25 protein-coding genes are annotated in these 23,623 nt (G+C 46.6%); 10 read left to right on the forward strand and 15 right to left on the reverse strand.

Annotation, left to right across the window (positions count from 1 at the left end; genetic code table 11):
• Nucleotides 1-284: 284 nt before the first annotated feature.
• From U9P07_12980 to U9P07_12990, 3 genes are all read right to left on the reverse strand, one after another.
• Nucleotides 285-1,979: an AarF/UbiB family protein gene (locus U9P07_12980; protein ID MEA2110318.1), complete on the reverse strand. Its 1,695-nt coding sequence runs from the start codon at nucleotides 1,977-1,979 to the stop codon at nucleotides 285-287.
• A 3-nt stretch (nucleotides 1,980-1,982) separates the two neighbouring features.
• Complete coding sequence (locus U9P07_12985; protein ID MEA2110319.1) at nucleotides 1,983-2,300, reverse strand: phasin family protein; 318 nt, start codon at nucleotides 2,298-2,300, stop codon at nucleotides 1,983-1,985.
• Nucleotides 2,301-2,511: 211 nt separating this feature from the next.
• Entirely contained in the window at nucleotides 2,512-3,762 is a 1,251-nt protein-coding gene (locus tag U9P07_12990; protein ID MEA2110320.1) for a hybrid sensor histidine kinase/response regulator, read from the reverse strand.
• Between the two features lie 267 nt (nucleotides 3,763-4,029).
• Here U9P07_12990 and U9P07_12995 point away from each other — a divergent pair, with 267 nt between their 5' ends.
• Nucleotides 4,030-5,004, forward strand: a complete 975-nt coding sequence (locus U9P07_12995; GenBank protein ID MEA2110321.1) for a GGDEF domain-containing protein — start codon at nucleotides 4,030-4,032, stop codon at nucleotides 5,002-5,004.
• A 9-nt stretch (nucleotides 5,005-5,013) separates the two neighbouring features.
• Here the strand turns inward: U9P07_12995 and U9P07_13000 are convergent, their stop codons facing one another.
• The 3 genes from U9P07_13000 to U9P07_13010 all read right to left on the reverse strand — a co-directional run bounded on the left by U9P07_13000 (nucleotide 5,014) and on the right by U9P07_13010 (nucleotide 6,725).
• Nucleotides 5,014-5,787: a TatD family hydrolase gene (locus U9P07_13000; GenBank protein MEA2110322.1), complete on the reverse strand. Its 774-nt coding sequence runs from the start codon at nucleotides 5,785-5,787 to the stop codon at nucleotides 5,014-5,016.
• Nucleotides 5,787-6,512, reverse strand: a complete 726-nt coding sequence (locus U9P07_13005) for a creatininase family protein (protein MEA2110323.1) — start codon at nucleotides 6,510-6,512, stop codon at nucleotides 5,787-5,789. Before U9P07_13005 ends, U9P07_13000 begins: the two co-directional genes overlap by 1 nt.
• An 87-nt stretch (nucleotides 6,513-6,599) precedes the next feature.
• Entirely contained in the window at nucleotides 6,600-6,725 is a 126-nt protein-coding gene (locus U9P07_13010; protein MEA2110324.1) for a hypothetical protein, read from the reverse strand.
• A gap of 157 nt (nucleotides 6,726-6,882) precedes the next feature.
• Between U9P07_13010 and U9P07_13015 the strand changes: the two genes are divergently transcribed.
• The gene (locus U9P07_13015) at nucleotides 6,883-8,079 is read left to right on the forward strand and encodes a pyridoxal phosphate-dependent aminotransferase (GenBank protein ID MEA2110325.1); all 1,197 of its coding nucleotides are present in this window, start codon (nucleotides 6,883-6,885) and stop codon (nucleotides 8,077-8,079) included.
• Nucleotides 8,080-8,096: 17 nt separating this feature from the next.
• Here the strand turns inward: U9P07_13015 and U9P07_13020 are convergent, their stop codons facing one another.
• The 4 genes from U9P07_13020 to hfq are packed head-to-tail and all read right to left on the reverse strand — an operon-like array spanning nucleotide 8,097 to nucleotide 12,401.
• Nucleotides 8,097-8,546, reverse strand: coding sequence for an NUDIX hydrolase (locus U9P07_13020; protein ID MEA2110326.1), 450 nt, complete (start codon nucleotides 8,544-8,546; stop codon nucleotides 8,097-8,099).
• The gene (locus tag U9P07_13025) at nucleotides 8,543-11,197 is read right to left on the reverse strand and encodes a CBS domain-containing protein (protein MEA2110327.1); all 2,655 of its coding nucleotides are present in this window, start codon (nucleotides 11,195-11,197) and stop codon (nucleotides 8,543-8,545) included. The genes U9P07_13020 and U9P07_13025 overlap by 4 nt, the downstream gene beginning before the upstream one ends.
• Before the next feature lie 30 nt (nucleotides 11,198-11,227).
• Nucleotides 11,228-12,154, reverse strand: a complete 927-nt coding sequence (xerD, locus tag U9P07_13030) for a site-specific tyrosine recombinase XerD (GenBank protein MEA2110328.1) — start codon at nucleotides 12,152-12,154, stop codon at nucleotides 11,228-11,230.
• Nucleotides 12,138-12,401 carry an RNA chaperone Hfq gene (gene hfq / locus U9P07_13035; GenBank protein MEA2110329.1) on the reverse strand — a complete coding sequence of 88 codons (264 nt, stop codon included), beginning with the start codon at nucleotides 12,399-12,401 and terminating at the stop codon, nucleotides 12,138-12,140. Before hfq ends, xerD begins: the two co-directional genes overlap by 17 nt.
• A 195-nt stretch (nucleotides 12,402-12,596) precedes the next feature.
• Here hfq and U9P07_13040 point away from each other — a divergent pair, with 195 nt between their 5' ends.
• On the forward strand, nucleotides 12,597-13,451 hold the full coding sequence (locus U9P07_13040) for a MoxR family ATPase (protein MEA2110330.1): 855 nt from the start codon (nucleotides 12,597-12,599) through the stop codon (nucleotides 13,449-13,451).
• A gap of 21 nt (nucleotides 13,452-13,472) precedes the next feature.
• Nucleotides 13,473-14,648 (forward strand): VWA containing CoxE family protein, encoded by a 1,176-nt coding sequence (locus U9P07_13045; protein ID MEA2110331.1) that lies wholly within the window; start codon nucleotides 13,473-13,475, stop codon nucleotides 14,646-14,648.
• Here the strand turns inward: U9P07_13045 and U9P07_13050 are convergent.
• Entirely contained in the window at nucleotides 14,642-15,409 is a 768-nt protein-coding gene (locus U9P07_13050; GenBank protein MEA2110332.1) for an RNA methyltransferase, read from the reverse strand. The genes U9P07_13045 and U9P07_13050 overlap by 7 nt on opposite strands.
• Before the next feature lie 171 nt (nucleotides 15,410-15,580).
• Here U9P07_13050 and U9P07_13055 point away from each other — a divergent pair, with 171 nt between their 5' ends.
• Nucleotides 15,581-15,772 carry a hypothetical protein gene (locus U9P07_13055; GenBank protein MEA2110333.1) on the forward strand — a complete coding sequence of 64 codons (192 nt, stop codon included), beginning with the start codon at nucleotides 15,581-15,583 and terminating at the stop codon, nucleotides 15,770-15,772.
• A gap of 23 nt (nucleotides 15,773-15,795) precedes the next feature.
• On the opposite strand, the gene rlmB is transcribed toward U9P07_13055, so the two are convergent.
• Nucleotides 15,796-16,572 carry a 23S rRNA (guanosine(2251)-2'-O)-methyltransferase RlmB gene (gene rlmB, locus U9P07_13060; protein MEA2110334.1) on the reverse strand — a complete coding sequence of 259 codons (777 nt, stop codon included), beginning with the start codon at nucleotides 16,570-16,572 and terminating at the stop codon, nucleotides 15,796-15,798.
• Between the two features lie 8 nt (nucleotides 16,573-16,580).
• Nucleotides 16,581-17,147, reverse strand: a complete 567-nt coding sequence (locus U9P07_13065) for a hypothetical protein (protein ID MEA2110335.1) — start codon at nucleotides 17,145-17,147, stop codon at nucleotides 16,581-16,583.
• A gap of 209 nt (nucleotides 17,148-17,356) precedes the next feature.
• Between U9P07_13065 and alaC the strand changes: the two genes are divergently transcribed.
• Complete coding sequence (gene alaC, locus U9P07_13070) at nucleotides 17,357-18,538, forward strand: alanine transaminase (GenBank protein ID MEA2110336.1); 1,182 nt, start codon at nucleotides 17,357-17,359, stop codon at nucleotides 18,536-18,538.
• A 71-nt stretch (nucleotides 18,539-18,609) separates the two neighbouring features.
• Entirely contained in the window at nucleotides 18,610-19,920 is a 1,311-nt protein-coding gene (locus U9P07_13075; GenBank protein MEA2110337.1) for a homoserine dehydrogenase, read from the forward strand.
• Here U9P07_13075 and U9P07_13080 read toward each other — a convergent pair.
• On the reverse strand, nucleotides 19,884-20,114 hold the full coding sequence (locus tag U9P07_13080; protein MEA2110338.1) for a hypothetical protein: 231 nt from the start codon (nucleotides 20,112-20,114) through the stop codon (nucleotides 19,884-19,886). The genes U9P07_13075 and U9P07_13080 overlap by 37 nt on opposite strands.
• Nucleotides 20,115-20,263: 149 nt before the next feature.
• On the opposite strand from U9P07_13080, the gene U9P07_13085 reads away from it, so the two are divergent.
• Genes U9P07_13085 through U9P07_13095 form a run of 3 tightly spaced genes read left to right on the forward strand, consistent with a single transcriptional unit; the run spans nucleotide 20,264 to nucleotide 23,100 of the window.
• Complete coding sequence (locus U9P07_13085) at nucleotides 20,264-20,488, forward strand: FeoA family protein (GenBank protein MEA2110339.1); 225 nt, start codon at nucleotides 20,264-20,266, stop codon at nucleotides 20,486-20,488.
• Nucleotides 20,488-22,215 (forward strand): ferrous iron transporter B, encoded by a 1,728-nt coding sequence (locus U9P07_13090; protein ID MEA2110340.1) that lies wholly within the window; start codon nucleotides 20,488-20,490, stop codon nucleotides 22,213-22,215. The genes U9P07_13085 and U9P07_13090 overlap by 1 nt, the downstream gene beginning before the upstream one ends.
• Nucleotides 22,216-22,239: 24 nt before the next feature.
• Complete coding sequence (locus U9P07_13095) at nucleotides 22,240-23,100, forward strand: MqnA/MqnD/SBP family protein (GenBank protein MEA2110341.1); 861 nt, start codon at nucleotides 22,240-22,242, stop codon at nucleotides 23,098-23,100.
• 7 nt (nucleotides 23,101-23,107) lie between these two features.
• Here U9P07_13095 and U9P07_13100 read toward each other — a convergent pair.
• On the reverse strand, nucleotides 23,108-23,623 hold a 516-nt coding region (locus U9P07_13100), incomplete at its 5' end, for a transketolase C-terminal domain-containing protein (GenBank protein ID MEA2110342.1).

Raw genomic sequence — 23,623 nt, forward strand, 5'->3', positions numbered from 1 at the left:
ACCGCCCATCCGGCGAAGTTTCCTGATGCCGTGCACCAGGCTATTGGCTCCTATCCACCAGTTCCGGAATCGCTTCGGGAAATCGACCAGCGCAAATGTCGATATGAGATTTTGCCGGCGGATACGGCAACCGTAAAAGACTACATTAGGAAAACATTACTATCGTCCTCGTAAATGGTTATGTCACCACGAAGGACTCGAAAGGTACAAAGAAAAACAATTTTTTTCAGGACTTCATTCTTCGTGTTCTAATCAAATAACCAGGATGTTCGGGCTTGGCTCTCTCACATTCTCCCCGACCGCAGTATGGCAATCGCCAGCCAGGACCCCAGACCTCCCGCCACCAGGTAGCCGATAATTCCCAGTACCGGATAGCCCATAAACATATAACCGGTATTGGTCTGCATAATCAGCGAAGAGGCGACGATAATGGCCGAAACAATCAAGCTGAATGATAATCGGTTGGTTATCCGATCAAGATTTTTTCCCAGTGGATCCAGCCCCACATGTTCAAATTCAATTTTCAGTTTTCCTTTACTGAGTTTCTTCAGAATCTCCTGGGTTTCCCGTGGCAGTATCTTCAGCAGGTTCTGCAGTTCCCGCAACTGACGCCAGGCGATCTTACTCAGGTATTTCGGCGACATGCGCTTTGCCAACAGCTCTTTGACAAAAGGGCTGGCATGACTGATCATGTCAAACTCAGAATTAAGCTTACGGCCCACTCCCTCGATGGTAACCAGGGTTTTGACCAGCAGCATCATGTCAGGAAGAAAACGGATATGATGATGACTGGTAATAGCAATGAAATCTTTAATTAAAATGGCAACTTCCAGCTGGTGCAGGGGAATACCGTAATAGCGGTCGACAAAATCATAAAGGTCGGCATGCAGCTCCCTCATGTTAATCAGGTCTTCATCGATAACCCCCACCGTTGACAGGATATTAGTTAACTGCCGGATATCACGGTTGATAATGGCCAGCACCAAATCCAGAACCAGCTGCTTTAATTCTTCATCCAAATGGCCGACAATACCAAAATCCAATGGGGCAATGACATTTCCCGGCAAAACCAGAAGATTACCCGGATGGGGATCGCCATGAAAGATTCCGAATTCCAGCACCTGTCGTAGAATTAATGTCGCCCCGTTTTCAGCAATAATTTTCGGTTCAAGGCCGGCTTCTATCAGTGCCGGCAGCTGATCAATTTTAATTCCTTCCACCCAATCCATGGTCAAAACTTCACGGGTACTGACATCCCAGTGGATCGAAAAAATAAAAACGTTTGCATCATCCTTGAAATTAGCCGCAAAACGATCTGCATGGCGTCCTTCAATCTGAAAATCAAGTTCTTTACGAATAGTCTTGGCAAATTCCTTGATCAGCCCCACAGGGTCATAAATCTGCAATTCCTGTACATGTCGGGCAAGCAGGCGAGCCAGATTCATCATAATGTCAATATCGGTTTCAATCGTGGCCGCAATGCCCGGACGCTGCACTTTTACCGCAACCTGCTCTCCGGAAATCAGCCGGGCTTTATGTACCTGAGCAATTGAAGCAGCAGCCACTGGTTCAACATTGAATTCGGGAAAAACTTCATGGATTTTGGCATCCATGGACGATTCTATCACCGTTACCACTTCTTCATAGGCAAAGGGCGGAACATTATCCTGCAATTTTTTTAATTCACTAATAACCGCCGGGGGGATGAAATCATGGCGGGTTGAGATCAGCTGCCCAAGCTTGATAAAAGTGGGGCCCAGCTCTTCAAGTGCCATTCTGAAGCGCTGGGCGTTATTGTAGCGAATAAGCTGTTTACGCCCACTTCGATTGAGGGTAATGATATTTTTCCCCAAGGCGAGGTAATAGTCAATATTAAGCTGTTCAATGATACCGCCAAAGCCATAGCTGATGAAAACCCCGATAATCTGGCGGTATCTTTTGATATTTCTGTATGTCCGGTCAATATTCAGAATATACATGGATCATTCCGCCGGATGAAGTTGCTCAAGCTTCGCTTCAAGTTCAGCAATTCTTTGTTTTAATTCATCAATCTCACTTTGTTTTGGCACCTCCACTTTATCCATCAGAGAGTTAAACTCTTTTTTGATTTTTTCAGAGAGATCACCTTTTTCCTGCTTGATTTTTTTCAGCATTTCCTGAACCAGATCACGACCCTCCTGACTACTTATTTCTCCTTTTTTAACCATGCCGGAGATAATCTGTTCCAGACGTTCCTCGGTCAAAGACAAAGCGCCAATTCCCAACAGCATGAATTTTCGCGCAAGCGTAGAGATTTCCATAAGACCTCCTGTTCAGTAAAGATTCAAGAACCTAAGCTGAGCTATTAGCCATTAGCATTTAGCTTTTAGCTTTTAGCTTTTAATAATCAGGACTTTACGTTGATTAGTAACAAGACCCATTGGGTGAATATGGATAATATTAAACATCTTGTAATTATTGAGCTAATAGCTAAGTGCTAAAAGCTAATCACTTAATTTAGGAAGAAGACAATCAAGCAGATAATTCCGGTAGCCAGAAGATGAAATCAACCCACTTTCCATACTCACTTTCAACCCAGATTTTGCCGCCGTGCAGATCAACAATTTCTTTTACATTATACAACCCCAGGCCAATACCCTTTTGCTCAGGAATATTTTTATCTTTCAACCGCTGAAATCTGCGAAAAACCTGATTTATTTTATCTGCAGCAATACCAGGGCCTTCATTCCACACATGAAAACGCAAACCCTTTTCCTGGGGTTCCACTCCATATCTAATTTTACCCTCTGAACTGCCGTATTTTATCGCATTGTTAAAAAGATTACTGAACACTATCTGCAGGAGATAGCGATCAGCATTCAGCTGGATTTCCGTCAATTTAAGCGGGCCATCATATTCGATTCGCTCAATCAGCTTTTTTTTCCCCAGACGTTTGAAAACCGGCTCAATAATTATTGGGTAGAAATCGTCAATTTCCGTCACATTTAAACGCAGTCGACCCGTTTCAATCCGTGAGAGGATAAGGTAGCGGTCAATCATATCCTCCATGAATTCACAATTGGAAATAATGCTGTTCAAATCACGCTGCTCGGCCTCTCCCTTAACTTTTCTTAACAGACGCCTGAGAAAACCACCAATAACCACCAGCGAGTTTCTGAATTCATGGGATACAAAGCTCAGAACATTAATATAATTATGATTCAGCTTTGCCAGCTCACGATTTTTCTGCCGTAGATGGCGATTTTTTCGGCGAAGCTCCAGCTGTAAAAGACGTCTTTGGGTCAAGATCTTGACCTTGTAAAGCAGTTCATCAACAGGGAAGGATGAAGGATCTGACTCAAGATCAATACCATGTGGTTTATAGATAACATCAGCAGCTCCAGCCATCAGACCACGGATCTTCTGCTGATAGTAAAAAGTTTTGACCATCTGCTTAAAGCTTGGATCATCTTCATCGCCAACGGTGGACAACATTATAACCGGTATATTTTTGTACCTGTTAACAGTTTTTAACCGGGTAACAATATCCACCCCACTGGTGAGCTGGTTCCCCGAAGTATCATCGATAATACTGTCAATCAGAAAAACATCAGGGGTAGACCGGAGATTGAAACGGGCAAAGAAGTCCTCCCCACTAGGGTAGTGGGAAAGCCGGTATTCCGTAATTTCAGCAAGTTTACTGGTAATAATTGCAGCGGTAACACTACTGTCTTCAATCAGGACCACATGGATTTTCGACTGTTTTTTCCTTTGCTTGGTCATCGGTAATTTCCTTGTGGTAAAAAAAGTTCTATCATTTCAAAAAAGATGAGATTTTTCGCCGCCATCAATTTTTGCCATTTTATCTCCGTTATCAGCATGCCGGATACAGATACTATCAGCTTAAGCCAGTGCATACTCTTTAAAAAAATATAACAAAGGAGTAAAAAAAATTCAATTTTTTTAATATCATGCCGAAACCAGTTATAGTTCACTATCTGACTTATGGGATTACAAAATCCTTAATATTCAAAATATAAGGTCAACGCTATGGAACAGTTTTACATTTCAGTGGCAAGAATAGCCAAAAAGACCCTCAATCATATGGTTGCCCATCATACTCCTTTGCTACCTGATCTATACAGCAAATATTTTTATGTTTTTCTCGATGAGGTTGATCAGGAAATCAAAGAGCTTATCGACTCTAAGGATGGTAACGGAAATCGCGAGCTAAAAAAGCAGCAGGAATGCACTATGGAAATTGTCGACTCGGTTGTAGAGGTCATAAATGGCCTTGATCACTCGACAAAATCTCATAATCAAAACCTGGAAGATCACGAACAAAAACTGAAAGGCATGGAAAAGGTTGTTGACCTGGTTGAATTGAAAAAAATAATCAGTGATGAGATTGGCAAAGTTCGGGAAAGCAACGTTTCCCTGCAGCATAAATTAACCAAGGCGCAGCAGGATGTCAATGTGCTGCAATCACAACTGGCTAAAATTACAGATCTGGCAACCATCGATGAATTGACCGGCCTCTACAATCGTCGGGCGCTTTTCAGCCGCCTGGTGGAAGAACATTCACGGGTTGAACGCTATAAGGAAAACTTCAGCCTGATGATTTTCGATATTGACGATTTTAAACAAGTCAACGATAACTATGGCCATCAGGTGGGTGATGCCGTTTTGAAAAACCTGGCCCATTTTCTCAAGGGCAATCTGCGAACCTCTGATTTTATTTCCCGCTTTGGTGGTGAAGAATTTATTGCCATTCTGCCTTCAACCGAAATGGAAAAAGCTAAACAGGTGGCTGAAAAAATGCGCCATATGCTGGGGAAAAAGGTTTTTGAGGATAAAGCAGCTAAGGTTAAAATCAAAATAACCGTCAGCATTGGCATCTCTCAGTGTACCCCCGGTGATAGCGTTGACAATCTGATCAAACGAGCTGATGATGCCCTCTATATGGCCAAAAATAACGGGAAAAATGCCATATTTACTGAAATCGATCTGCCGGCCTCAAAATAGCAGGAGCCCTCAACCTTTAATCCCAAAAACCCGCCTGGCGTTACTACAGGTTTTTTCCGCTACCACTTCAGCTGATACCCCTTTAATTTTTCCAATTGCCTCAGCCACGTATTGCACGTACAATGGTTCATTGCGTTTTCCCCGATAAGGAACCGGGGTTAGATAGGGACAATCAGTCTCAATCAACAGATCATCCAGCGAAAGATGTTTGACTACCTCGGCCTGCAGCTGATTATTGCTAAAGGTTATGGTCCCGGGGATGGAAATCATAAAACCAAGATCAACATAAGTCGCCGCCAGTGTATAATCGCCGGAAAAACAATGGATAATCCCACCATATCGATAGCCCTGCTCTGCTTTAATTATTTCCAGAACTTCCTGATGGGCATCACGATCGTGAATGACTACCGGTAATCGCAACTCGGCAGCATAACCCAGCTGGCGGGCAAATTCCTTCACCTGGACTTCACGAGGAGAATGGTTACGGTAAAAATCAAGGCCTATTTCACCGTAGGCCACCACCTTTTGATTGTCTGCCAGCGCCTTCAGGATGTGATAGCTATGCTCATCGGCATTTTTCACTTCATGCGGGTGGATGCCGACTGTGGCGTAAACATGTGGCCACTGTTCGGCTAATTCCACCCCCCTGATGGAATCAGAGACATTGGTGCCAATGGCAACAATACCGGCCATCCCGGCTGCAAAAGCCCGTTCCAGTACCTGATCCAGATCATCGGCAAAGACTTCCATATTAACATGACTGTGACTGTCAAAGAGATGCATTAACTGCGCTCCATAAATCCTTCAAATTGCTGAATAAATACTCTGAGTGCATCAGCAGTCAGCCGACAGTATTTTTCCCCCTTGTCCCGGCTTGCCTTACCGGGGTTGCCCCAGACGCCGTGCTGCCAGTAAGCCTGTTTATTGCGTACCAAGATAAAACGGGGGAAATCCGGATATTCTTCCGGGCTGCTTCCCTGAACCAGTTCAGGTTGCAGATAAAGCAGACGGGAGGTTTCTATCTCGCCGGCATGGGAATCATCTTCAGTATCCACATATTTTCGGCTTACCTCCCGGGCCAGCTCATATTCGCAGATGATTGCCATTTTCATGTCCGCATATTCCTGCAAAAGTTCTTCTCCAGCTTCCAGCAAAGCGTTCATGTGGGTTTTGCCGGCATGGCCGGATATGAGGATGAAGTAACGCAACCCTTGCCGGTACAGGGATTCAACGATGTCCCTGGTCAGCGCCCGCAGGGTCTTTGACTGGATGCCGATGGTTCCCGGATGATTGGACGTGCTGCGGCAAACCCCATAATGCACCGGGGGAGCGATAAATACCGGCAGTTTTTCCGCCACCATTTTAAGCACCTCATAAACCTGGATAGTATCGGTATCCAGGGGCAGATGAAATCCATGTTCCTCCGTGGACCCAAAAGGGATACATACCGTTTGAGTTTTTTCCAACCCGGCCGAAAATTCGCTCATGGTCATATTAGTAATAATCATTAAAAAAACCTCCAAAGGTATTTAATAAAATGTCAACTTTCTGACTTGCATTGCCAGGGACATGTTAGCAGGACGTTCGGGCTTGGCTCATAGCCTGTCTGCCGACAGGCAGGCGGTATTGGCCGCCGAACGAATCCATTGTGATTCGCGGCGGACGCCCGGGGACATTGCTTTAGCGCGCCCCACAAGCCAGCGAGAGCCATGCCGGAACATCACTGGGAATTTCTTTCAGCTGTTTTTAGAACAACTCAAAAAGTTACGATAAAATCCAGCAGCAGCTCCGTCAAATTCTCGTTGCATCAATTTTTCAGAGCGTGCTATAGAATAGTATAACAATTTGCTAAGGAAAAATGAAAAAGGAGAATTCATCATGATCAGACTGGCATCCCGGGTTCAACAAATTAAACCCTCCCCCACCCTGGCAATTTCAGCCAAAGCCAAAGCCATGCAGGCTGCCGGAGTTGACGTTATTAATTTTGGTGCCGGTGAACCTGACTTTGATACCCCTGAGAACATTAAAACCGCCGGAATCAAGGCTATTCAAGATGGTTTTACCCGTTACACCGCCGTTCCCGGTATCCCGGAACTGAAAAAAGCCATTCAGCAGAAACTTGAACGGGAAAACGGTCTGAAGTATGAGACCGATGAAATTATCGTTTCCTGCGGCGGTAAGCATTCATTTTACAATATGGCCCAGGCGTTGCTTGATCCGGATGATGAAATTATCGTTCCATCACCCTACTGGGTCTCCTATCCACCCATGATCCAGTTGGCCGGAGGCAAAGCAGTTATCATTCCGACGACCGAAGATCAAGGATTTAAAATTACCCCGGAGCAACTTCGGCAGCATATCTCGGAAAAAACCCGGGCGGTGGTGATTAATTCTCCCTCGAATCCCACCGGTTCCGCCTATTCACCGGCTGAGCTGCAGGAACTGGCGGTGGTTATTGCCGAAAACAATATCCTGATCATCTCCGATGAAATCTATGAACATATCATCTATGATGATTTTACTCAGCAAAGTATCGCGGCAGTAAGTCCGCAGATGAAGGAACGGACCATTATTCTCAACGGGGTTTCAAAAAGCTACGCCATGACCGGCTGGCGCATCGGCTTTACCGCTGCCCCAGCATCACTGGTGGCAGCGATGACTAAGATCCAAAGCCAGAGCACCTCCAACCCCACATCCATTTCCCAGAAGGCTGCCATAGAGGCCTATAACGGCCCCCAGGATTTTATTGCCATGGTCCTGCCGGCCTTTGACGAACGCCGGCGATATATTGTCAGCGCCCTGAACAACATTCCGGGAATCAGCTGTTTCAACCCCACGGGAGCCTTTTACGCTTTCCCCCAGGTCAAAAATCTGCTGGCCAAAAGTTTTCATGGCCAGCCCATTGATTCATCACTGAATTTATGTGCCTTGCTTTTGGATGAAGCTAAGATTGCCGCGGTTCCCGGTGAAGCTTTCGGGGCGCCCGGTTATCTACGCCTGTCTTATGCCACTTCCCTGGAGAATATCAAAAACGGTATGGAACGGCTGGCAAGCTTTGTCCGGCAGTTGACCTAGAAACTGAAATACAAGAACTACTTTATCGACCAGCGATTGCTGAAATAATCCGCCAGGATACTCCCATGATCAAAGGCTATCGGGGATGGCAGGTTGTCCCGGGTAAAAACCCCGGCTTCGACCGCGTCATCCCCAGCCTGCAGTTCTCCCTGCCCTTCTGCGAGAAAAACAGTGCTGATTGTATGCTGCCGGGGATCACGACCCGGATCTGAATAGGTATGAAACTGGCCTTTCAGGATTACATTGAGAGAGGTTTCCTCCAAGGCCTCACGAACAGCGGCGGTTTCAAGTGACTCCCCGTAATCAACAAAGCCTCCGGGAATCGCCCAGCCATGAGGAGGATTGCGTCGTTTGATCAGCACAATGCCTGCCTGGTAACAAATGATGATATCAACGGTTGGCACCGGATTATGGTAAACCGGCAGCGAATATCCGCATTCAGGACATTTCATGATTTCTGATTTCATTTTTCCTTCCTTATCCATTTCTTTACCAGCCTGATTTCATCATCCCGGTCCTTCACTTCCCCATCCAGCCGGGCATTTTTTAACTGATTGAGAATAATTTTAAACTCCGGGCCTGGATCCAGCCCCAAAGCAATCAAATCATTACCGGAAAGTTCAGGCCTGATAAACTGCAAAGTGGTAATATAGTTGGAGATTGCCCGCTTTACCTCCCTTTGTTTATGACCTGCCAGGATGTAAAGATTTATTTCCAATGGCAGAGATGACAATACGTCAACCAGCTTGGAATTATTCAGCCGCCGGCTTGCCAGATATTCTCTGGTCAGTTCTTTGGCTGCCTTGATCCCCTGACGGCGGAGATCGAGAAATTCATAGGCGACGGATTGTTCCAGATTGAGACGGTTTACCAGTGAGGCGGCCAATTCATGTTCCATATCATTCAGGATGCCCAGCAGGTAGACCTGCCATTTTTCAATCTTTTCATCCAGAAAAAGGTATTCATACCAGGAGATAACATCGCGGACCGCCGGCAGTAATTGTTCCAGACAAACATCCATATTGATTCCGGGAAAAACCTGCTGCAGGACCCCGAAATGATGCAGGCGGCGGAAAATCGGTAAGGGGTTTGTTTCGGCACAAATCATCTTCAGCTCATTGATTATCCTTACTCCTGACAGCCGGTCAATAAAACCCATTTTGATCGCGTTATTGATGAGATGTACTGTCTGTTGACCAATGGAAAAACCGAATTTCTGTTCAAAACGGATGGCCCGAAAAATTCTGGTAGGATCCTCAACAAAGCTTAAATTATGTAGAACCCGGATACTCTTTTCCTTTAAATCACGAAAGGCACCAAAATGATCCTGCATCTCGCCAAAACGCTTACGGTTCAAACATATTACCAGCGTATTTATAGTAAAATCACGACGATAAAGATCTACCTTTAAAGAACTGCCTGATACTTTTGGCAGGCTTGCGGGAGTATCGTAATATTCCATCCTGGCACTGGCCACATCTATTTTGAAATTATCGGGAAAGATAATAACCGCGGTCTGGAAAGTTGCGTGGATATGACAACGACAGTTATAACGCTTGGCAAAGGCACGGGCCAGGGCAATTCCATCACCTTCGACCACAATATCGATATCCAGATTTTTCTGCCTTCTGAGCAGGTCGCGGACAACTCCGCCAACCAGAAAAACAGCGATACCAAGTTCATCCGCCAGATCGCCAATTTTATGCAAAATATCGATCAGTTGTTTACTGAACTGTTCCCGTAGCAGTGAAGCAGCATTTTTTATACTCATTTTCCGGCTGCTGCTTGCTTTATCATGGAACTTTGAACCTTTGATTGCCTGGGCATGGAGAACACCAAGCAGATCTTTGCGGGTGATGGCCCCGATAACCTGATTCTTTTCATCGATAACCGGTAGAAATCTCTGGTTACGTTCGACAATCATTTCCTGAATTTGGAGCAAATCAGCATCCTTATGTACCGGCTGGTAATCAGTAGTCATATAATCACACACCTGGACCTGCTGTAACCCGTGGTAAACCCCTTTCTCTACTACCTGTCGAGTTATGATGCCGCACAAAGTATGGTTATCGCTACTTACCACCGGCAAAACATTGATATTATATTTAGTCAGCAGAGACGCGGCATCCGCCAGGGTTGCATCTTCCTTAACCGTCAGGACCGGCGAAGTCATAAGGTCAGCAGCAATCAGGGATGGTTCCACTTCCTTATCCAGAACTGCCAGCAATTTCTCCCGGCATTGCACCAGAGTTAATTTCCGTGAAACAGCCGCGGCGGCGGACTGGTGGCCACCACCACCAAAATGTTCCAGTATATGGCCAACATCAACTTGTTGATTACGACTGCGGGAAATAAGATAAACTTTATGCTCCATCCTTACCAGGGCAAAAAGCACTGCTATCTTTTCCATATCACGGAGGCGATGGATAATCAGAGCGGTTTCCGGAACATAAGCTTCCCGGCTGGCTTCCACAATAACAATTCGCTGACCATGAATGATCTCTTCTTTAGCCGATAACAACAAGTCATTCAACAGTGATACCTGGCTGCTATCCAAGGTTGTATTGATGACATCGGCAACCATCTGCAGGTTTGCTCCCTGCTGAAGCAGATAGGCGGCTGCCTGAAAATCGCGCACAGAGGTGGTATCATAGGTAAGTGAACCGGTATCTTCATAGATACCTATCATCATTACCGTTGCTTCATCCGGCAAAACCTTAAGATTTCTCTGGCGTAGCAATTCCACCATAATGGTAACGTTTGCCCCCACCAGCTCAATCACTTCCTCTGATGATGAGGTAATATCTCCGGGACTGTCCGGATGATGATCATAAAGGCATACTTCCACTTCAGGACGATCCACCAGATCGGCAAACTGGCCTATACGTTCTTTTTGCCGGGTATCAACAATAATCAGCCGGGTTACCTGCTCAAGATCAATTTCTTTCAGTTTTTTAAACGGATAGGCATAAGAATAGGAATTAAGAAAAAAATTCCGGATACTTTTTTCCTGGCTGCCGGGAAAAACCATCAGCGCCTCAGGGTAGAGATGGCGGGCGGCGAGCATAGAAGCCAGGGCATCAAAGTCAGCGTTTAAATGGCTGGTGATGATATCCATAAATAGTTACATCTTGATGGCGAAATGAAGTTATTTATCCAGCTGTTCCCGGGGATGAAATTGTCTATATACCTGCCATAGACGTTTACTGTCCACATGGGTATATATCTGGGTGGTGGAGAGATCGGCATGACCCAGCAAGTTTTGGACCACCCGTAAATCGGCACCTCCGGCAAGCATATGGCTGGCAAACGCGTGGCGCAAAAGATGAGGATAGACTTTCCGGCGGATTCCGGCCTGTCTTGCATACCGGGTGATATTTTTCCAGAATCCCTCCCGGCTCAAATGTTTTCCGGAACGATTGAGAAAAATATATTCACTATTACGGTGTTTGAGCAACTTTGGCCTGGTTTCCTGCAGATAATCGACTATTTCTCCCAGCACTCCAAAGGGCAAGGGAATCAAGCGCTCCTTATCCCCTTTACCAATAACGCTGATCACCCCGAGATTAAAATTTATCTGGAGCAAACTTAAGGAAACCAGCTCGGAAACCCTAACCCCGGTTGCATATAAAACCTGCAGCATAACCTGGTCGCGCCGTCCCAGAACAGTGTCGGATTTTGGTGCTGCCAGCAGTTGTTGAACCTCCTCAACGGAAATAACCGGCGGTAAAGTTCTACTTGAACGCGGTGCTTCCAAGTCCTGCAATGGGTTACCGGCAATAAGTCCCCGGCCCTGAAGAAAGCGGAAAAACATTTTCAGGGCCGAAAGTTTGCGCTGTATACTTCCCGAGGCATAAGACTTGTGCAGTAGAAACTGGTAGTGACTCAGCTGGGTTATAGTCAAATCATCCAGTGAGCTTATTCCCAGCGTGGCCACGTAGGCTCCAAAATGTTTTAAATCTCCCCGGTAGGCCTCAATGGTACGGGGGGATAAACCCCGCTCCATAGCCAGGTAATCCAGAAATACCTGTTGCAGCTCATCCAGCTCCGGTGATAGATCACGATGATGTTTCAAATCCGGATTCCACCCCGAAATTTTTCATTCCTCCAGTCCCATCTCCCAGAGGGCTGATCATTGACACCGCATGTTTATAAATCAAATGACTGGTATAGCCGTCATTTAGTATAAGACAAAAATTATCAAAACTGGTAACCTTACCTTCTCCACGCGAGCCGCTGACCAGATCAATGGTCACCCGTATTCTTTCACGCCGAATCCGGTTTAGGAACTGATCCTGAACGTTGATCATCTGTTTGTTCATCTTTGCTCCTGATTAGAATTGCAATTATCATGGAGTTATGATAGTAACGGAAAAGAGATTCAAGGTGCAAGGATAAAGTAAAGGCTATTTTAAAAAATGGTCTTTTTGTTCGTTTACTGTATAAAGATCACACTTTACAATTCGGATTGAAAGAAGCATTTCAACCATTAACCAAGCAAAAGCTAAGGAATAATCATGCAAAAATTTGAACAATATCGTGGAACCGGAAATTATATTGCCTCAGGAGCATTACAAAATGATGTGAATGTGGCCATTGCCCTGGGGCGGCCTTTACTCATCAAAGGCGAGCCGGGAACCGGAAAAACCCTGCTGGCTTCCAGTATTGCCGAAGGTCTGGAAACGGATCTGCTGGTCTGGACCATTAAGTCAACAACTAAAGCCCAGGACGGTCTTTATATTTATGACACCGTTCAGCGACTTAACGACGCCCGTTTTGGGGATCATGATATTTCCGATATAAAGCATTATATCAAACATGGAAAATTGGGGCAGGCATTTACCAGCCCGAAACGGGTGATATTACTCATCGATGAAATCGATAAGGCTGATATCGAATTTCCCAATGATCTGCTGACTGAACTGGATGAAATGAAATTTTATATCCCGGAAACCGCTGAAACCATCAGCGCCCAGCATCGTCCGACAATAATTATTACCAGTAATTCTGAAAAAGAGTTGCCCGATGCTTTCCTGCGCCGCTGTGTATTCCATTATATTCAATTTCCTGATGCCGAGTTTATGAATGATATCGTCAAGGTTCATTTTCCCGACCTGGAAGAAAAAATGATGAAGGAAGCAGTGACAGCTTTTTTCAACCTGCGCGAGGTTGACAATCTGCGCAAAAAACCTTCCACCAGCGAGCTCATCGACTGGATCAAAGTCCTGGTTGCTTCCGGAACCAGGCCCAGGGATATTGGCCGGGAACTGCCATTTCTCGGGGCCTTGTTGAAGAATGAACAGGATTATCATCAAGTAGCCAATGGAGAAACAGATGTTAGATCCATTCGCCGCCCGTCCTTTTTACGCTGATTCAGCAATCCTGGCAACTTTATGTTTACTCAGTTTTTCTACACCCTTAAAGCCTACAAGGTGCCGGTAAGTCTAACCGAATGGCTGGCAATGCTGGAAGCCATGGAGAAAGGTTTTGCCGCCAACAGCCTGGTGAGCTTTTACTATCTGGCCCGTTCGCTGCTGGTCAAGTCAGAAAATTTTTATGATCAGTTTGACCTGGCTTTCAGGGATTTTTTCAGCGGTCTGGAAGTTCCGGAAGAATTGTTTGACGAACTCCTAAAATGGCTCAGTGAAGAAACTCTGAAACTTCACCGGGATTCGGTTGACCTCTCATCACTGCCCCAGCATGACTGGGAAACCCTGCAGAAAATGTTTGAGGACAGACTGAAGGAACAGAAAGAGCGCCATGACGGCGGCGGGCGTTGGATCGGAACCGGGGGAACCTCGCCCTTTGGCCACAGCGGTGTTCATCCGGGCGGCATCCGGATAGGCGGCGAAAGCAATAACTTAAGCGCGATTAAAATTGCCACCGCCCGTAAGTTTCGCCAGTACCGCAATGATGTTACCCTTGATGTCCGGCAGATGAAAGTTGCCATGAAAAAGCTCAGGCATCTGCGCCGCAGCGGAAATCTACTGGAACTTGATATTGATGAAAGCATTGACCAGACCTGCAGAAATGCCGGCGAGATTGAGCTGGTATTTCACCCCGAACGGAAAAATGATGTCAAGATGCTGTTGCTCATGGATGCCGGCGGCTCCATGCTGCCCTATGCCCAGATGGTCAACCGCTTGTTCTCCGCCGCTAATTCGGTAAATCATTTCAAAAAATTTCGCTATTACTATTTTCACAACTGCATTTATGATCACCTGAACGCGGGTATGGAGCATGGCGAACGGGTTTCCACCGCGCAGCTGCTGAAAAATCTGAACAGTTCCTATAAGGTAGTAATTGTTGGCGATGCCAGCATGGCACCCTATGAATTGTTCATGGAAAACGGCATCATTGACTATTATGATCGCAACGAAACCGCCGGCATTGTCTGGCTGGAAAAAATCGCCAACCATTTTCGTAACGTTGTCTGGTTAAATCCAAACCCGCCCCGCTACTGGCAGCATCCGACAGTCAGTGCGATTGCCGATCTCTTTCCCATGTATCAGCTTTCATTGGCAGGACTTGAATCTGCCATGGATGAGTTAACCCGGAAGGTTCACTGACAGACTTTTATTTTCTTTTTCAGCTTGTCAATAAGATGCATAATTCCCCTGATAATATTAACTTCACGTTTGCTCATCTGTATGCGGCCAAACAAACGCCGGATATACTCCATTAAATGATCAGGGTTTTCAACATCAAAGAAATTGGTTGCCTCCAGGGTTTTTCTTACATGTCCATACATCCCTTCCAACTCATTGTGATTGGCATAGTCCCTGGCAGGCAGAGAAGGAAGATGGCTGCCATGTTGACGAAATAATTCATAACAATAAAGCAACACCGACTGGGATAAATTCAATGAGCTGAAAGCGGGATTAACCGGTATGCTGCTCAGATAGTGACATTGACGGCGGGAAACCCGGTCGAGGCCAAAATCTTCGCGACCGAAAACCAGGGCTACCGGAACCTGGGAACCTAATTCCGTTGTTTTTTTCGCAATTTCCGCTGGTGTATACAGGGGCAGACAATATTTCCCCTGGCGGGCAGTAGTGCCCACAACCATGGGAAAATCTTGCAATGCCTCGGCCAGATCATCGACACATATCGCCTGCTCAAGCAGGTCATCAGCGGCACAGGACCGACGCCGGGACCGTTCAGTCAGATGGTCACATTGAGGTGCTACCAGAATCAACCGGCTGAGAGAAAAGTTTTTCATTGCCCGGGCAACGGCGCCGACATTTTCATCCAGTTTTGGTTTGACCAGGACAATGGCAATCTCTGACAACGCAGCATTTTGGCTGCTGGTATTTACTTTATGAGTCATTCGCTTATTTTACGTTCTGGGCTATCTTGTTGTTTTTTCTTACTGAGGCACAGAGACACAGAAATGCGTAAAAAGAAGTGTGGATTCCTCTGTGTCTTCGTGACTCTGTGAGAGTTATCTTAAATCATTGTTAACCGAATATTTGCAAATCATAAAAGGAGAAAATAAGAGATGGAAAATAAACCGGTAGTTTTCAGCCAATACCCCTTCACTGTCGGCCAGAGGATCATCCGGAAGCGTGGCGACAAACTTGAGGATTGGGATATTATTGCCGTAACCGATAATGAAGTAACGGTAAAATGCCCTTTTCATGGCGACGTATTGACCTGGAAGCGAAAACGATATTGGAGTACATCTTCCTGAAAAATCCCATTATAGTTGAGCCATCAACCTGCCGCCAGAAGTTGCTGCCGCTTTATTTCAAAGAGAACAACGGCGGTGGCGGTGGCCACATTTAGTGAGTCCAAAGGTGAATGAAGGGGGATATTGATGAGAAAGTCACAGTTTTTCTGTACCAGAGGCCTTATGCCCTTATCCTCTGAACCGATGACAACAACCAGCCGACGGCACAAATCAGCCTGGTAGATTGACAACTCGTCGGGAGCTACGGTACCGGCAATCCAGTATCCCTGTCTACGTCCTTCCTGCAGCGCCTTAACCAGGTTTTTGACTCTGCAGATTTTCAGATATTCCAATCCCCCCGAAGCAATTCTGGCAACCGTCGGGGTAATACCGGCTGCCCGACGCTCAGGGATGATAGCCCCGGAGACTCCAGCTGCCGCCGCGGTCCGCAGGATGGAACCCAGATTCTGCGGATCGGTAATGCCGTCTAAAGCAATAATGGTTTCAAGTTTTTCCCTGTCACTACTCTCTGGAACAAGCAGTTCCTTGAGAGGACAATAAACAGCAGGGGAAACCTTGAGAATAACCCCTTGATGCCGTTCGTGATCAGCAAGCCGATCCATGGCCGCTTTAGGCAGCCGTTTGATCACTATCCCCTGCCGCCTTGCCAGATTTTCCAGATCAGCAACCCGTTTGCCGGCATGATCAGCACAGTACAAAACTTCAATGGTTCGGTTTGCAGATAAGAGTACTTCATTAACCGCATTGATCCCAAATATCAGGTCCGTTCCTTTAATTACCGACCGTGTTTGACTCACCATTATCCCGTTTACTTGCGGCCATGAAACAGCCGAAAATTGATAATTTTCTCCCACCAGTTCGGACTTGTCTTTTGAACCTGGCTACTTTCCTTTTCCACTGCCGGCTGCTCTGATTCAGTTATGGCCTGCAAACTGGGAACATCTTGATTGCCCTCCAGCGGTTTTTGGATAGCCTGCTGATAATTATCCAGTTGTTTCTGCAACAACTCCTTTTCGGACTGCAGGTCGGTAATAATACCCTGCAGTTCCTTCGCTTTTGCCGCATCTACCTGTTTAAAAATCCCTACCAGCTTGGAAATACCACCAATGGAATTCTCTATGGTCTGCAACCGATTTTGAATTTCCATTTTAGCCAGCTTATCTTCCACCAGCTCCAACCGGGAATTATGGGTTCGCAATGTTTTCAACTCTGATGACAGGGAAGAAACTTGTGAACTCAATTTCAACGTCCATAAACCAGAAACGATGATGACAATAAGCATACATATCAATAGTATCGTCATAATCAATTTGCCTGAGAAACCTTTTTTCTCTTTTTCCACCTGCGCTCCACTGGATTGTTCCTGTTCAGTCATATCTCCCCCCCCCTCCAAAATGATGCATATTTATTTTCTCATATCAGTTACCATATCGGGCAGTGAGTTGACAATAAAAAATGGTTTACTATGGCAGTTAAACGAACTTTCTGCATCAGGATGTTATTGAAAACTGCAGCTAAATATGTTAGTTGTGCGATTCTTCAATAACAGGGTTATTTAGCCTCACCTTTCAAGGAGAGTGAATTATGGATGAATTTCGGCGAATCAATCGGCTTCCCCCTTATGTGTTCAGCATTGTCAATGAATTAAAAATGGAAGCCCGACGGAAGGGGGAAGATATTATCGACCTGGGAATGGGTAATCCGGACCTGCCAACCCCGCAGCATATTGTTGACAAACTAGCCGAAGCCATTTACAACCCCAAAAATCACCGATATTCCGCCTCCAAGGGAATTGCTAAGTTACGTCTGGCCATAGCCGACTGGTATCAGCGACGTTATCAGATAGAGCTGGATCCCGACCGGGAAACCGTGGTTACCATTGGGGCCAAAGAGGGGCTTTCCCATCTGGCCCTGGCAATCGTCAATCCAGGGGACGTGGTTTTTGTCCCCTCCCCAGCCTATCCTATTCATCCTTATTCCATTATCATTGCTGGAGGGGATCTGCGCAGCATCCCTCTGTCACCTGACCGTGATTTTTTTGAGGACCTGCTGTCGGCTACCAAGCTTACTTGGCCACGGCCGAAAATGTTGATTATCAGCTATCCTCATAATCCTACCACTACGGTTGTCGACCTTGATTTTTTCCGGAAGCTGGTGGATTTTGCCAAAGAACATTCCCTGATAATTGTCCATGATTTTGCCTATGCCGACATGACCTTTGATGGCTATCGGGCCCCGTCTATTCTGGAAGTCGAGGGCGCCAAAGACGTGGCCGTGGAGTTTTACTCCCTTTCCAAAAGTTACAGCATGGCCGGCTGGCGGGTAGGGTTTTGTGTCGGCAACCAGCGTATTGTCCAGGCACTGACCAAGATTAAAAGTTACCTGGACTACGGAATCTTCCAGCCAATTCAGATTGCTGCCATTGAAGCTTTAAACGGCGACCAGAGCTGCGTCCAGGACATTGTCAGCACCTATAAACATCGCCGGGATACCCTTTGCGATGGATTGTCAAGGATAGGCTGGCAAGTAAAAAAACCACTGGGGACAATGTTTGTCTGGGGTAAAATACCTGAACAATTTAAAGATCTCGGATCACTTGAGTTTGCTAAAATGATGATTAGAGAAGCAAAAGTTGCTGTATCTCCCGGCATCGGTTTTGGTGAATATGGCGATGATCATGTTCGCTTCGCTCTGGTGGAAAATGAACACCGTACCCGACAGGCAATCAGGGGAATACGCCATTTTCTCCAGCAGTATGATAAATGAACGGTATAAGGTGTAAGGTGTAAGGTTAAAGGCTTAAAGTTAGTGATTAATTTGGATACAGGGATAACGCCATGGAAAAAATCAATGTGGGACTAATCGGGCTTGGAACCATTGGTACCGGTGTAGCCCGGATTTTCCAGGAAAACAGCCAGTTGATCACCCAGCGTCTGGGAGCCGAACTTGAATTAAAAAAGATTGCCGATCTCGATATCACCACTGACAGGGGCATTTCATTACCTGAAGGAATTTTAACTACTGATGTCAACGAAGTTCTTGACAACCCTGAAATTGACATAGTGATTGAATTAATCGGCGGCTATGAACCGGCAAAAGCCTTTATTTCCCGGGCTCTGAAGGCCGGCAAACATGTGGTGACTGCCAACAAGGCACTGCTGGCCAAACATGGAGATGAGCTTTTTCAGCTAGCCAAGGTTTCCGGCGTTGATCTGTATTATGAGGCCAGTATCGGTGGTGGCATCCCCATCATTAAAGTCATGCGTGAAGCCTTGGCTGCTAACCGGATCACTGCTATCAGCGGCATACTTAATGGAACCTGCAATTACATCCTTACTCAAATGACCAATGAGGGATTGGAGTATGATGATGTCCTGGCGGAGGCCCAGAAGCTGGGCTATGCTGAAGCTGACCCCACTTTCGATGTAGAGGGCATTGATACCGCCCATAAACTGGCCATACTGGCCGCCATGGCTTTTGGTACTCCCATCAATTTTACTGGTGTCTATGTTGAAGGTATTGCCAATATTCAGCCGGTTGACATTGAATTTGCCCGTGAATTCGGCTACAAAATAAAATTACTGGCGATTGCCAAGGAAAATCAGGGCAAGGTTGAAGCCAGGGTACATCCTACCATGGTTCCCGAACATCATATGCTGGCAAAGATTGACGGGGTTTTCAACGCCATTTATGTAAATGCTGACATGTTAGGTCCCAGCCTCTATTATGGTCAGGGAGCGGGGATGCTGCCCACTGCCAGTGCCGTAGTTGCCGATCTGATTGATATTGCCCGTAACATCCTGGGGAAAAGCCATCATCGGCTTCCTTTCCTTGCTTATCAGTCACCAGCCAGCGGTAATGCTTCCTATCAATCAATTGATGCCATCAGCTGCAATTATTACCTGCGATTTACAGCCAGGGATCAGCCTGGAGTTTTATCAAAGGTTTCCGGTATTCTGGGCGAGTCCAACATCAGTATTGCTTCGGTAATTCAAAAGGGAAGGAATGATGCCGGGGGAACGGTTGCCATTGTCATGCAAACCCACCGTGCCTGTGAGCGTGATTTAAAATATGCCTTAGATAAGATTGATGCATTGGATATCATTGATGCTCAAACAGTGGTCATCAGGATGGAAACTGACCTGTAATTTCCCACCACCATGGATTCCTGTTTATATAATTGATTACTCAACTTTCTGACTTGCGTTGCCAGGGATATATTACCGGATGTTCGGGCTTGGCTCATAGCGGTATTGGCCGCCGAACGAATCACACGATGTGATTCGCGGCGGACGCCTCGGAAGCCGGCCATGGACGGCCGGCGAGAATGAGCGAGAGCCATGCCGGAACATCCTTGTAAATTTCTTTCCGCTGTTTTTAGAGCAACTCAGAAAGTTGAGTTGATTATTTTATCATAATGTTATAGGACGTTTGTTAGGAGTACCATATAAGGTTAATAAGCTAAAAGTATTTGCAAGGTGCCAATAAATTATGACATTAACAGAGCTTGAAAGCGGCAGACAGGCCCGGGTTATCGCCTTTAGCGGTGGCCACACTATGATCAAAAGACTGGAAAATCTTGGTTTACTTCGTGGCAAAGCCATTAAGAAAGTCAGCAATAACCCTTTCAAGGGTCCAGTGGTGGTTAAAATAGATCAAGTCGAACTGGCCATCGGTTATCGGATGGCCAGCCGGATAACCGTAGAGCCGATCTGATGGAAATCAGCGAGGGCATGAAGATTCTCCTGATGGGGAACCCGAATGTCGGCAAAAGCGTGGTTTTCAATCGTTTAACCGGCGCCCGGGTGGTAACCGCCAATTATGCCGGCACCACGGTTGAATATACCAAGGGGACCTTGATCTATAACGAAAAACATCTGGAAATCATAGATGTTCCCGGAACCTACTCCCTGGACCCCACCTGCAAGGCAGAAGAAGTTGCCGTCGAGATGCTGGCATCGGGTGACCTGATTATCAATGTCGCTGATGCCACCAACCTGGAAAGAAACCTTCATCTTACCTTGGAATTGATGCGCCAGGGAAAACCCATGATTCTGGTACTGAATCTCTGGGATGAGACCCGGCACAAAGGAATTCATATTGACGCAGCCGCGTTGGAAAAACTCCTGCAGATTCCGGTTATCACCACCGTTGCCGTTACTGCCGAGGGCATAAAAGAACTTATCTCACGGCTACCGGAAGCAGTTGTTCCGTTACCTCCGGACGGTCAGACAAATGGTGATTTATGGCGGGAAGTCGGCAAAATCATCAAGCAGATACAAAAAATCACTCATCGGCATCATACCTGGCTTGAAAGGCTGGAAGATATCAGCATCAAACCCCGCAGCGGCCTGCCCCTGGCCGCGGTGGTCATCTTCATTACCTTTGCGGTTATCCGCTTTGTCGGCGAGAACCTGATCAATTATGTCTTTAATCCTTTCTTTGAAAACCTTTATCGTCCATTCATCTACCATGCCGTTTCCTATGCCTTTCCCAGTGGGATCATTCACGATCTGCTGCTGGGTACCACGCCAGACTTTGTTGAATCACTGGGGCTTTTGACCACCGGCATTTATGTTCCCATTGCCATGGTTTTGCCCTACATCTTCAGCTTTTACCTGGTCCTGGGTTTTGTTGAAGATTTCGGCTACCTGCCCCGCTTTGCCGTTCTGATGGACACCTTCATGCATAAGCTCGGGCTGCATGGATTTGCCATTATCCCGATGATTTTAGGTTTGGGCTGCAACGTCCCCGGAGCCATGGCGACCCGAATTCTGGAAAGTCGGCGGGAAAAATTCATTGCCGGCACCCTGATGGCCATTGCTGTCCCCTGTATGGCCCAGACAGCCATGATCATCGGCCTGGTGGGTCCATACAGCCTGGTTTATGTGGCGATGATCTATGGCAATCTGGCTGTGGTTGCCATTATTATCGGCATCATCATGAATGCTTTAATCCCCGGCTACAGCCCGGAAATTTTCCTTGAAATCTCTCCTTATCATCTGCCGCACTTCGGCACCCTGATGAAAAAGCTGTGGATGCGCATCCGAGGTTTCTTGGCTGAAGCCATCCCCCTGGTCCTGGTCGGGGTCCTGCTGGTTAACATACTCTTTCTTACTGGATTTATTGATCTTTTTTCTCGCTTTTCAGCCCCGGTGGTGGTTAAAATCATGGGTCTGCCAAAGGAAGCCGTTTCATCCCTGATTATTGGTTTCCTGCGTAAGGATGTGGCGGTAGGAATGCTTGAGCCACTTCATATGACCATCAAACAGTTAATCATTGCCTGTACCATCCTCTCCATTTATTTCCCCTGCATTGCCACTTTTGCCGTGCTGATAAAGGAACTGGGAATAAAAGCAATGTTGAAAGCCAGCCTGATCATGGTGGGAACTGCCGTTGCCGTCGGCGGCCTGCTCAACCTGTTATTGCCTAATTTTTCCTGACAATTTTTTCATCCCGGAGTACGCATGACCTCTGATACTATTACCTTAGCCTATAGCGTCGATTCCGATGATTTATTTATGTTCTATGCCCTGCTGGAGGGTAAAATTCCCACCGACGGCCTGGTTTTTAAGCATTTGCGCCACGATACGGAAAAGCTGAATGAGCTGGCGGCTCATCAGCAGGTTGATATTACCGCCGTATCTATTCATGCCTATGCCGACCTGACCGAACAATACCTGCTCCTCCCCCACGGCGGCAGTATTGGCGTGAAATATGGGCCGTTGGTCCTGGCTAATCAACCGGGTATAATAGATGATTTACGGGGCAAGAAAATATCGATACCCGGAATCAAGACCACCGCCTACCTGGTATTCAAACTGGTCTGCCCGGAGTTTGAACCGGTCATTATTCCCATCACCCCCTTTGAACGCACCTTTACAGCCCTAAAAGCCGGTGAGATAGACGCGGCAGTTGTCATCCATGAAGGCAACCTAACCTATGCCGAACGGGGTTTTGCCAAAATACTTGATTTAGGCGCCTGGTGGTGGCAGGAAACCGGTTATCCATTGCCTTTGGGCGGCAATGTTATTCGCCGGGGATTGGGAGCGGAAAAAATCAAAAAAGTTTCCCAACTACTCAGGGAAAGTATCCAGTATGCCCTGGATCATCGGGATGAGGTAATTGACTATTTATTGGCCCGGGAAACCCGCAGCGATAAGTTGTTGCATAACCGAAAGCTACTGGATCAATACCTTTCAATGTACGCCAACCGTGACACTTTGGATTATCCTGAAGCCGCCAAACAAGGGATAAAAGAGCTTTTTGAGCGCGGCTATGATGCCGGGATCATTTCTCATCCGGTTACAATTGAATTTGCCCCATGATATCAAGCTACCGCATCAGATTCAAAATTCTGGTCTTGATTCCACTTGCATCAAGACCATATTTTTGCCGCAGCTGCGGCAGGCTGCCCTGCTCAATAAAATGGTCGGGCAGCCCATGAATGGATAATCTGGTCCCGGTCAAATCACTATCCGCCTGGAATCTGGCTACTGCACTTCCAAAGCCACCGATCATGGAATTTTCTTCAACCGTCATGACAAAAGGCTGCTTCTGCAGACATTCTCGCAGCAGTTTTTCATCCATGGGTTTAATATAACGGCAATTAACCAGAGCGACGGGACGATCGGGATATTCCTGTACCAATTCTTTAATCGCCTCCCAGGCCGGATAGACGCAAGATCCCACCGCCAGCACCACACCATCATTTCCCTCCTGGAGAACTTCCCAGGAACCCAAAGGCAGGCATTCCCACACCTGATCCATTTCGACCCCCACTCCGCTGCCGCGCGGATAGCGAATAGCTGCCGGGGCATCGAGATGCAGTGCTGTTTTCAACAAATGCTG

The sequence above is a fragment of the Pseudomonadota bacterium genome, assembly GCA_034660915.1.
GTDB lineage: Bacteria > Desulfobacterota > Anaeroferrophillalia > Anaeroferrophillales > Anaeroferrophillaceae > DQWO01.

Coding starts and splice junctions, on each gene's coding strand:
- hfq (MEA2110329.1), bottom strand. CDS start 12,401: ATGAACAAACAGATGATCAACGTTCAGGATCAGTTCCTAAACCGGATT.
- U9P07_13015 (MEA2110325.1), top strand. CDS start 6,883: ATGATCAGACTGGCATCCCGGGTTCAACAAATTAAACCCTCCCCCACC.
- U9P07_12995 (MEA2110321.1), top strand. CDS start 4,030: ATGGAACAGTTTTACATTTCAGTGGCAAGAATAGCCAAAAAGACCCTC.
- rlmB (MEA2110334.1), bottom strand. CDS start 16,572: ATGGTGAGTCAAACACGGTCGGTAATTAAAGGAACGGACCTGATATTT.
- U9P07_13085 (MEA2110339.1), top strand. CDS start 20,264: ATGACATTAACAGAGCTTGAAAGCGGCAGACAGGCCCGGGTTATCGCC.
- U9P07_13045 (MEA2110331.1), top strand. CDS start 13,473: ATGTTTACTCAGTTTTTCTACACCCTTAAAGCCTACAAGGTGCCGGTA.
- U9P07_12990 (MEA2110320.1), bottom strand. CDS start 3,762: ATGACCAAGCAAAGGAAAAAACAGTCGAAAATCCATGTGGTCCTGATT.
- U9P07_13025 (MEA2110327.1), bottom strand. CDS start 11,197: ATGGATATCATCACCAGCCATTTAAACGCTGACTTTGATGCCCTGGCT.
- U9P07_13065 (MEA2110335.1), bottom strand. CDS start 17,147: ATGACTGAACAGGAACAATCCAGTGGAGCGCAGGTGGAAAAAGAGAAA.
- U9P07_13095 (MEA2110341.1), top strand. CDS start 22,240: ATGACCTCTGATACTATTACCTTAGCCTATAGCGTCGATTCCGATGAT.
- U9P07_13050 (MEA2110332.1), bottom strand. CDS start 15,409: ATGACTCATAAAGTAAATACCAGCAGCCAAAATGCTGCGTTGTCAGAG.
- U9P07_13075 (MEA2110337.1), top strand. CDS start 18,610: ATGGAAAAAATCAATGTGGGACTAATCGGGCTTGGAACCATTGGTACC.
- U9P07_13040 (MEA2110330.1), top strand. CDS start 12,597: ATGCAAAAATTTGAACAATATCGTGGAACCGGAAATTATATTGCCTCA.
- U9P07_13020 (MEA2110326.1), bottom strand. CDS start 8,546: ATGAAATCAGAAATCATGAAATGTCCTGAATGCGGATATTCGCTGCCG.
- U9P07_13000 (MEA2110322.1), bottom strand. CDS start 5,787: ATGCATCTCTTTGACAGTCACAGTCATGTTAATATGGAAGTCTTTGCC.
- U9P07_12980 (MEA2110318.1), bottom strand. CDS start 1,979: ATGTATATTCTGAATATTGACCGGACATACAGAAATATCAAAAGATAC.
- U9P07_13055 (MEA2110333.1), top strand. CDS start 15,581: ATGGAAAATAAACCGGTAGTTTTCAGCCAATACCCCTTCACTGTCGGC.
- U9P07_13090 (MEA2110340.1), top strand. CDS start 20,488: ATGGAAATCAGCGAGGGCATGAAGATTCTCCTGATGGGGAACCCGAAT.
- U9P07_13080 (MEA2110338.1), bottom strand. CDS start 20,114: ATGGCTCTCGCTCATTCTCGCCGGCCGTCCATGGCCGGCTTCCGAGGC.
- U9P07_13005 (MEA2110323.1), bottom strand. CDS start 6,512: ATGATTATTACTAATATGACCATGAGCGAATTTTCGGCCGGGTTGGAA.
- U9P07_13010 (MEA2110324.1), bottom strand. CDS start 6,725: ATGTTCCGGCATGGCTCTCGCTGGCTTGTGGGGCGCGCTAAAGCAATG.
- alaC (MEA2110336.1), top strand. CDS start 17,357: ATGGATGAATTTCGGCGAATCAATCGGCTTCCCCCTTATGTGTTCAGC.
- U9P07_12985 (MEA2110319.1), bottom strand. CDS start 2,300: ATGGAAATCTCTACGCTTGCGCGAAAATTCATGCTGTTGGGAATTGGC.